The 2,908-nt window shown below is 56.8% G+C and carries 3 protein-coding genes; 2 read left to right on the plus strand and 1 reads right to left on the minus strand.

The window, feature by feature from the left end; all coding sequences use genetic code 11:
- Positions 1 to 209 precede the first annotated feature (209 nt).
- Complete coding sequence (locus M0974_RS15700; RefSeq protein WP_297838481.1) at positions 210 to 680, minus strand: prepilin peptidase; 471 nt, start codon at positions 678 to 680, stop codon at positions 210 to 212.
- A gap of 74 nt (positions 681 to 754) precedes the next feature.
- On the opposite strand from M0974_RS15700, the gene M0974_RS15705 reads away from it, so the two are divergent.
- The gene (locus M0974_RS15705) at positions 755 to 1,231 is read left to right on the plus strand and encodes a TadE/TadG family type IV pilus assembly protein (RefSeq protein WP_297838484.1); all 477 of its coding nucleotides are present in this window, start codon (positions 755 to 757) and stop codon (positions 1,229 to 1,231) included.
- A 19-nt stretch (positions 1,232 to 1,250) separates the two neighbouring features.
- On the plus strand, positions 1,251 to 2,908 hold a 1,658-nt coding region (locus M0974_RS15710; RefSeq protein WP_367279025.1), incomplete at its 3' end, for a PAS domain-containing protein.

The raw sequence follows: 2,908 nt of genomic DNA on the forward strand, positions 1-2,908 counted from the left end.
TGATCACGCGAAACTCCATGTTTGCTAGCTAATACTGATCAGAGGTCGGAGCCGATGCAATTTTCCCTATAGCTTCGAGAGGGTCGCTCCCCTTCGAAAAACCCATATAAGCTGTAAACGGCAGACATCACATACACTGTTTTGAGTTCATGGCTATCAACTTAGCTCTACTTTTGTACTATGTACATAGGGTTAATCGGCATTTCCGACTAAAACGTCCATATTTTGAAAAAAGTAAAGCCGACGAGCAAAAAGGGGGCAAATGGCTGCTTGCTTGATGACTCAGGGCCCAACTGTACGTAGCGCCCGGTAACGCATTGAGGCAAGCGGGGCCAAACCGTTCGGCGGATCAGCAGCCACGCTACGCTGGCGATGCCGGCGCCGATAAACGTCGCCAAAAGGTGCAAATTGTCACTGCCCAGTGCCAACGCCGCCAATAATTTCACATCGGCCCCGCCCAAGCGCCCCAGCGCGTAGCCGGGTAGCGTGAACGCCAATGCCAGCAATAGCGCCCATAGGCCATCCGCGGCCGGTTCGCCCAGCCAGGTATGGCCGGTTAGCAGCAAAAATACTAGAAACAGGGCGCCTGCGCCAAACGTAAGCCCATTTGAGATGCTCCGGTGTCGAGCGTCCTGCTCGGCGCACATTAAAAACCATACCCATAATAAAAAGAGCTGCATACGTTAAATAAAATCCTTATTCAGAGAAACAAACCTATGCTCAACTGAAGCCGCTTGTCAGAGTAGAAGTCGACATGCAAAACGTCTCTCGCACCTCCCGCCCGAACTTCTCCTCTGTCCGTAAACAAACCGGTGCGGCAGCCATTGAGTTTGCGGCAGTCTTTATAATTTTTTTCGCGGTGTTCTATGCACTTGTGAGTTATAGCTTGCCCCTGTTAATGATGCAGTCTTTCAATGCGGCGACCACCGAGGCGGTGCGCAGAGCCGTTGCAGTCAGCCCTAGAGTGGCCGGTTATCAGGGCGTGGTGCAAACTCAGGCCAGCGCCACTGTGCTAAGTCAATTGGTATGGATGCCAACCGCCCTTGCATTCGATCAAACTAACGTTACCGCTGTCTATGACCCCGCCAGCAAATTGCTGACTGTTTCGATTAATTATCCGGTCAGCAAACTGGCCAATGTGCTGCCGCCTTTGGTGCTGCCAGTCATCGGTCAGGTTCCTAGCCTGCCGACCTTTTTAACCGCCCAAGCGAGTCTTCAACTTGGCCCTTAAAGACGCTCTACTTGGCCGCCTGCGGGGACGCGTCTATGCACCTTCAGCAGAGGTGGCTAGCCCGCCCGAAAAGTCGAATGTCGGTTTGTACCTGCAACTTGACGATGACGGCTGCGTACTGCAACTCAGCGAGTTATTAAGGCCGCTCGTGGCGCCTCAACGGCTAGATATCGGCGTGCTTCCCGTCGCTGGACGCAAGCTGAAGGATTATTTGATGCCCGACAGTGCGCTAGTCGTCGAGGGTGTCCCAGAAGACTGGATTGGGCTCACGTTGGACCTGGACTTCAAGGGCGCCGACGGTCAGGTGGTGCACACCCGCGGTTGGCTCCAGGCCAATGAATCCCGGCCTCATGTACATGGCTGGCGCTTGCAGTTACTGGACGTCGGTGACCTGGTGCGCGAGACGTTGGCCGCCCAGTGTCGCCAGCAATGTTTGCTGAATGCCGGACGTATGGCCGAGCAGCTTCGTGCTTGCAGCTTCGCGCGCCTGGCGGACGTGGTGGGTGAGCAGTTAGCGGAATTGGCCCAGCGCTGGCGGGTGCCCTGCCTGGCGCTGGCCTTGCCCGAAGCACACGGTCTGGGCTGGCGAATCTACAGCCAGTACAGCGCACACAACGCCCCAAAGCTGTGGCAAACCGGGCAGCGCCTTGGCGATGAATTGAACAAGCTGGATGGCTCGGGCGCGCATCAATTCGCCTTTGATTCCGACAGTGGGTTTGCGCGTTTGCAAAGTGCATTTGGCAACGCCAATGGGTTTCTGCTGCCGTATCGCGAAGCAGCCGAAGCCGAAGCTTGGTTGTTGTTCGGTTTCTATCAGGCTGACGAACAGGCGCCGGACCTGACCCAGCGCGAATGGCTGCAGATGAGTGCGGCGATGGCCGGCCCGTTGCTGAATCGACTGGCTGAGGAGCAACATCAACATCAGCGGGAACGCCTGGACGTGCTACAGGATTTATTGGGCACGGGGTGGTGGGAATTGCTTCCTACGGATGAAGTGCAATTGGCCCCGCAGCTGGCACGAGGGCTGCGGTTGGGAGCACGCAGTGATCGGTTGCGACGCCAGGATTGGCTCGACATGGTGCACCCGGCAGATCGCCAAGAGCTGACTAGCCGTCTGACAGAGCTACGCGATCACGGCACTCCGCTATTGCTGTGCGTGCGCATGCACCACCTTGATCCGGTTCACGGCGTGGTTTGGCAGCGCATTCAAGGGCAGTCGGTCATCAGTGGTCAGGTGCGGCGCGTGTTGGGCTTCATGCTTGACGTCAGCGATATCAAAAATCAAGAAACCCAGGCCGCTGCCGCCCATGCGCGGCTGGATAATCTGGTGGCCAGTTCGCCAGCAGTGATTTATGTACAAAAGTACGTCGAGGGCGCGTTGCTGCCTACATTCTTCAGTGGCAGCCTGATGCCGCTGCTGGGTTTGACGTTGGCGGAGTGCGTCAACGGGCAACTGGACAATTACATCCATCCGGACGACCGCGACCTGTATTTTGCACGCACCCGTGAGCTACTGCGCGAAGGTGCAGTGCGCAGCCGCTATCGTTTGCGTGACAAGCGCGGTGAGTATCACTGGTTGCTCGATGAGGCCAAGCTTCTGCGTAATGATTTAGGCATTCCGATTGAGGCGGTGGGGCTGTGGCTGGACGTAACCGACGCCACGCACGCTGCCGAACA

Source organism: Pseudomonas sp., from assembly GCF_026224925.1.
Taxonomy (GTDB): domain Bacteria; phylum Pseudomonadota; class Gammaproteobacteria; order Pseudomonadales; family Pseudomonadaceae; genus Aquipseudomonas.